We start from the raw sequence: 4,955 nt of genomic DNA, 5'->3' as shown, positions 1-4,955 counted from the left end.
AGCCTACGAGAAGATTGGATACGGTTAAGGTAACCATAAATATAAAGCTTTAATAAGGTTGCTGGGTGATAGCCTGGTCGCCCAGTTTGTTTGGCTGCAACTCTCTCAAAACCAAGTGAGTCCAGCTGCAATCCATCTACAAATATATCAATTACTCTGACAGGATTATCTTCTGTAACAAAGTCATCCAGCGCTTCAGGTAGTAATGTTATTTGATGCCGGCCCTGACCTTTAATATGATGAGACATAAGTGCACACGTTTATAAATTTACCTATTAGTAATTTTAGTCAAACGGTTGCTGCAAGCATTGTTTTATCAAGAACGATTGATCATAAAAATCTTGTGCTTAGACCAAAAAGTGATCAGCAGTTTTCACACAGCCTGAGCGAAAAGCCGACATTAGCTGAAAAATTTACTAATACTAGACTTGCATAATCCCTGTTCAAATTGTCACCAATTGAGTTAATAGATTTATACTTGCTCATTAATTCGGCTTTTATTATCATAATATTTTTACATAAAGGACATCTCCATGAAAAGGATTGCCACATTCGCATTTGCTACATTTACCACTTTAATAATGGCCAGTTGCGCCAGCACCAGCGATTCAGGCTCTGGTGGTCAGTATCCTGTTTTAAAAGTGCTTTCCGATAAACCTTACGTATGGGATGACTCCATCTCTGAAGCGCTTAACGTCGCTCGTATGGCACAACCGGCAGGTGTTGGTAACGGTATGAAAGATTTTGCTGATGGTACTCATGCGAACACAGGCAGAATTGGTGCAGGTATGAGAACCTTTGACGCGGGCATTGGTTTATTAAGTCAGGGTATCTTTGGTGTAATAGCTCACGAGTCGTTGAGTCAGGGTGTTAATCGTCAACTTGATTGGAAGCCTTCGATTGTTCAACTTGTAGATGCAAAAAAAGTAACTAGTGATAACGGGTTAATATCATTTGATAAGATTGCTGGCATTGTATCTGATAGTGTAAAAGGTTCAGTAGAGAAAGGGCATCCAGGGATAAGTTGGGGTCCGGATCTGATACCAAAAGACCAGAGAATTAGCAATTTATCTATTGCCATAAATGATATGGTCGAATGTAAAAAAGCTTTTGATTTCATATCTATTAATAAAGAGCATAAAGGATATATAGATCAGCCATACAGTAAATTCTTCATTAATGGAGGGAATGTATCTGAGAAACACTGTATAATATCTTTAAATATTTCTATTGCTGGTGTTAAAAAGAGTGGAGAATTAATAATTGTTAGTGAAATTATTAGTGGTCACTACTTTAATGATTCGATAGTCAAAAACCACACAGGCTATGTCATTGTTCCAGATATTTATTTTATAAGAGCTAGTGACTCACCAAAAGACATAGCAGTTACAACAAACTATGCTTTCGTATCAAGTAAAGGTGAAAAATTACTATTCGAGAGTAAGTAATTAAGATAGCCACTTTAAGTGGCTATCCTTAAAGTGACTAAATTATTAATTATCCGTCGGATTGAAAGAGAAGTCACAAACTTTTGGTCTTGGGACAACTGAGCAATCTAAATTATTTATTATTGTTCTTATCTGGTTTTTTCCTTCCATTACTCTATCATGAGCGACATGAATATACCCTTCTTCAACTACAATACGTTTTGAGGCTGGCTCCCCTGTTACCAGTAATCTAACTAAGTAATCAAAAATGATTTGATCTCTACAAGCCAAAAATGTCTGCTTTTGGCACTTAGTGACGATTCAAATAGCAAGATGGCACTGGATTACTCGTTGAGCTTGTGATGAATATCATCATATTCTTCGATCATCTTTGCCAAGGTATCAAACTTCTCACCTTCAGGCGTGCCTGGCCCAGCTTCGAGCAGTTGATCAATCGCTGCTAATGCCGCGGCATATTCCTGCTCATTTTTAATGGATGGCATGGTCATCTTAATGTTACCCCTGTGAATCTATTCGCCTTAATAGACCTTACAAAATGCGTTTATCTTTATCCCGCATTTGACCATGTGATCTAGGGTATCTGCGACTAACAAATACCCTACTCCCAGATTAAATTGACTGGCCTTAGTTACGTTTTGAAAGCCGACTATCAATCTCAATGCAAGTTTTGAGTAGATTGCAAACAATCTGACAAATATCGTTGAGGTAATACTCGATATCTAGTGCTAGAAAACTGGCTAACACCAACTGCTCCCCCTCTATCTCTGGCATCACTATCACATTTTTAAATTCGTCCTGAATCAAGGGCGCTAACGCTTTGTGATGCTGATTATAGGTCATCAAAAACCCTAGAAATCGCGTTCCTCCACTGGGTGATGTCCAACAACCAGGTGTCATGCTGTAGGCCGTTAACTGGCCAAACGGTAAAGGTAACTCCAGCATAATGCCAACATCGGGATGTGGCGTAACAGGGCTGAAATATAAATCCTCGTTTGCCATCATCAAAAGCGAAAATACCTTGGGGCTTATCCCATTTATCGGCGCTTCGCAGGGGTCATCGCCACCAATGACGCCAGTTCTGGCGCCTTTATGCTCTAGGTACAAATGATTACTGAAATTCTCCATTTCATTAAAGTGACAAAAATCGGTTAGGTCAAAAATCTCTCTGTCATCAGGTTGCATTATTGGAATGTTCATTTTTTCCTCCGCATGTTTGAATGAACCTGACTAGCAAAACACAGATTAATTTTAACGCCACAAAACGGCACAACCGATAAAAACACATGAATTAGCTAATCCCTCTTGGAATTAACCGGCACAAATGACATGGCGTATTTTCAATACATGTGACTCAGTGCTTCACGTTGGCAATGGCAAAATATTTTGGGCGAACAGATTAGCATTTAGCACCCTGTGCTATATTAAATCAGGTAAGCAACCTAGGTATCAGAGGGTTTATGGGCTTTTGGTGGTTAATTTTTATCGTATTGGTCAACATTGCGATTGTTGGATATATCGCTTACAAAAGTGACATGACGCCTTGGGAGTAGTCTTAGTAGCGGTTAATTTTAGCTAAGCCTTTATCTGGCCTCCTTATTTTATGGTGCGGTAATGACTTTAGTGAGCATTCTTTTAACAGTAGGCACAGCAATTCTTGTCTCAGCGGGCATGATCTTATATTGCGTTTACCGCTTTGCTAAACAGCAAGACAAGTAACACGCCCCCTTAACCCTCAATCTGCCGCTATCAATATTCTGTTACACAAGACACTACGTTTTATTCGTCAGCGCTTAAGCTTATCACGCGTGTTAAATTGCTGGTTGCCTCGATTGTGACTGACAATGACTCGCGCCGTCATATTGACCAGCATCCTGGCAAACTATGTTAGGATCACGTGCAACTGATGCGACTTTTCAACTTATTGCTGGCAATCATTTCTACTCATGCGTTTTTCAATACTGCGCCATCCAAAACAAAAGCAGCTGCTATTAATCGCTCTACCGATGATCGCCTCTAATCTGACGATTCCACTACTCTCCTTGGTAGATACCGCCGTGGTCGGACATTTAGAGCATGCCTGGTATCTGGGCGGAGTGGCCTTAGGTAGCAGTTTAATTAGCCTGTTGTTTTTACTGCTGGGCTTTTTACGGATGAGTACCACGGGCCTCACTGCTCAGGCGTTTGGCGCACAGCATAAACAAAGCCTGCGTGATAATTTACTGCAGGCTGCGATAATAGCGTTGCTCTTAGCCTGCTTACTATTACTGCTACATCCTTTGGTTATGCCACTGGTGCAGCAACTTAGCAGCGCCAGTAGCGAGGTATTAACTCAAGCTGCGGTGTATTTTCAGGTACGCATTTGGAGTGCGCCAGCGGCTTTGTTAAATATGGTGCTGCTGGGTTGGTTTTTAGGGCTACAAAATGCACGCTATCCCATGCTGTTGTTAGTGCTAAATCAAAGCCTGAATATTGTGCTGGATTTGCTGTTTGTGTTGGGCTTTGGCTGGAAAGTGGCCGGTGTGGCGGCAGCTTCGCTTATCGCCGATTACACAACCTTGCTGCTGGGGCTTTATTTAGTTAGCAAGCTTTGGCAACAACAGCAACTACCCGCAATAAGCTTGGCGCAGCTAAAACAGCTTAGCGGCTATAAACGGCTATTCGCGCTTAACCGCGATATTTTTATCCGCAGCCTCTGCCTGCAGCTGGTGTTTGTGTTTATTGCCTTTCGCGGTGCGGGCTTTGGCGATACGGTGGTCGCTGCCAATGCCGTGTTGCTGACTTTTTTAATGTTAGTGTCTTATGCGCTGGATGGCTTTGCTTACGCTGCAGAGGCAACCATCGGCAAAGCCGTTGGCGCAAAAGACAACGCAGAAATGCAGGCTTTGTTCAGTATTCTGGCATGTTGGGGGCTGCTACTTGGCAGTGTATTTTCATTAGGCTATGGGCTGGGCGGTAATAGCCTAATCGCCATATTGACCTCGATAACCGCCGTACGCGAGCAAGCGGCCATTTTCTTACCTTGGCTTATTGCCCTGCCCTTGCTGGCTGTCTGGAGTTATCTGCTTGATGGCATCTATATTGGTGCCACTAAAGCACGGGCGATGCGCAATGCTATGCTGATATCCTTTAGTGGCTTTGCGCTAAATTATTGGCTATTTTTGCCCTTGGGTAACCATGGACTTTGGTTGGCGCTTTGCATTTTTATGGTATTACGCGGCCTGACCTTAGCTTGGCCGCTGTATCGTGATGGCGCTACCTATCTACTTAAATAAGCTGCGCTGCAATTAATAATAGCTTGGTTTTGTCATCTATATAATGCTAACCCTTTTTAAGGGTGCTAAATGAATACTAATCACTTATAACCCGAAAAGATTGCAACGTAGCACCAAGCACTTCCAAATCAGTAAAGCTTAACTCCTTACCACGTAAGCTTGCTGGCACCTGTAGTGGCACACTGAATTTGGCCACCTGATTAGAGGTGTTATGATACACCTCGTATGATATTAG

Annotated in this window: 6 protein-coding genes; 3 read left to right on the top strand and 3 right to left on the bottom strand. The window is 42.1% G+C overall.

All coding sequences use genetic code 11. From position 1 onward, the window contains the following. Positions 1-248 (bottom strand): transposase (locus tag IE070_RS16435; RefSeq protein ID WP_189484274.1); only part of this gene is annotated, 248 nt, incomplete at its 3' end. A gap of 2 nt (positions 249-250) precedes the next feature. Here IE070_RS16435 and IE070_RS16430 point away from each other — a divergent pair. After that, a complete protein-coding gene (locus IE070_RS16430; RefSeq protein WP_189484273.1) occupies positions 251-436 on the top strand; it encodes a hypothetical protein in 186 nt (61 codons plus the stop codon). A 97-nt stretch (positions 437-533) separates the two neighbouring features. Beyond that, positions 534-1,448, top strand: coding sequence for a hypothetical protein (locus IE070_RS16425; RefSeq protein ID WP_189484272.1), 915 nt, complete (start codon positions 534-536; stop codon positions 1,446-1,448). A 323-nt stretch (positions 1,449-1,771) separates the two neighbouring features. Here the strand turns inward: IE070_RS16425 and IE070_RS16420 are convergent, their stop codons facing one another. Both IE070_RS16420 and IE070_RS16415 read right to left on the bottom strand, forming a co-directional pair. Further along, positions 1,772-1,936, bottom strand: a complete 165-nt coding sequence (locus IE070_RS16420; RefSeq protein WP_189484271.1) for a hypothetical protein — start codon at positions 1,934-1,936, stop codon at positions 1,772-1,774. Between the two features lie 136 nt (positions 1,937-2,072). Continuing rightward, positions 2,073-2,645 (bottom strand): hypothetical protein, encoded by a 573-nt coding sequence (locus IE070_RS16415; protein ID WP_189484270.1) that lies wholly within the window; start codon positions 2,643-2,645, stop codon positions 2,073-2,075. A gap of 746 nt (positions 2,646-3,391) precedes the next feature. Here IE070_RS16415 and dinF point away from each other — a divergent pair. Then, on the top strand, positions 3,392-4,720 hold the full coding sequence (gene dinF, locus IE070_RS16410) for an MATE family efflux transporter DinF (protein ID WP_189484269.1): 1,329 nt from the start codon (positions 3,392-3,394) through the stop codon (positions 4,718-4,720). Positions 4,721-4,955: the final 235 nt, after the last annotated feature.

The sequence above is a fragment of the Alishewanella tabrizica genome (genome assembly GCF_014652375.1).
Lineage (GTDB): Bacteria > Pseudomonadota > Gammaproteobacteria > Enterobacterales > Alteromonadaceae > Alishewanella > Alishewanella tabrizica.
Note: the sequence above shows the minus strand (reverse complement) of the source record. Positions and strands in the feature narration are given on the sequence as shown.

What these genes read in the sequence shown, in the direction of transcription:
- IE070_RS16425 (WP_189484272.1), top strand. Translation starts at nt 534, where the DNA reads ATGAAAAGGATTGCCACATTCGCATTTGCTACATTTACCACTTTAATA.
- IE070_RS16420 (WP_189484271.1), bottom strand. Translation starts at nt 1,936, where the DNA reads ATGACCATGCCATCCATTAAAAATGAGCAGGAATATGCCGCGGCATTA.
- IE070_RS16415 (WP_189484270.1), bottom strand. Translation starts at nt 2,645, where the DNA reads ATGAACATTCCAATAATGCAACCTGATGACAGAGAGATTTTTGACCTA.
- dinF (WP_189484269.1), top strand. Translation starts at nt 3,392, where the DNA reads ATGCGTTTTTCAATACTGCGCCATCCAAAACAAAAGCAGCTGCTATTA.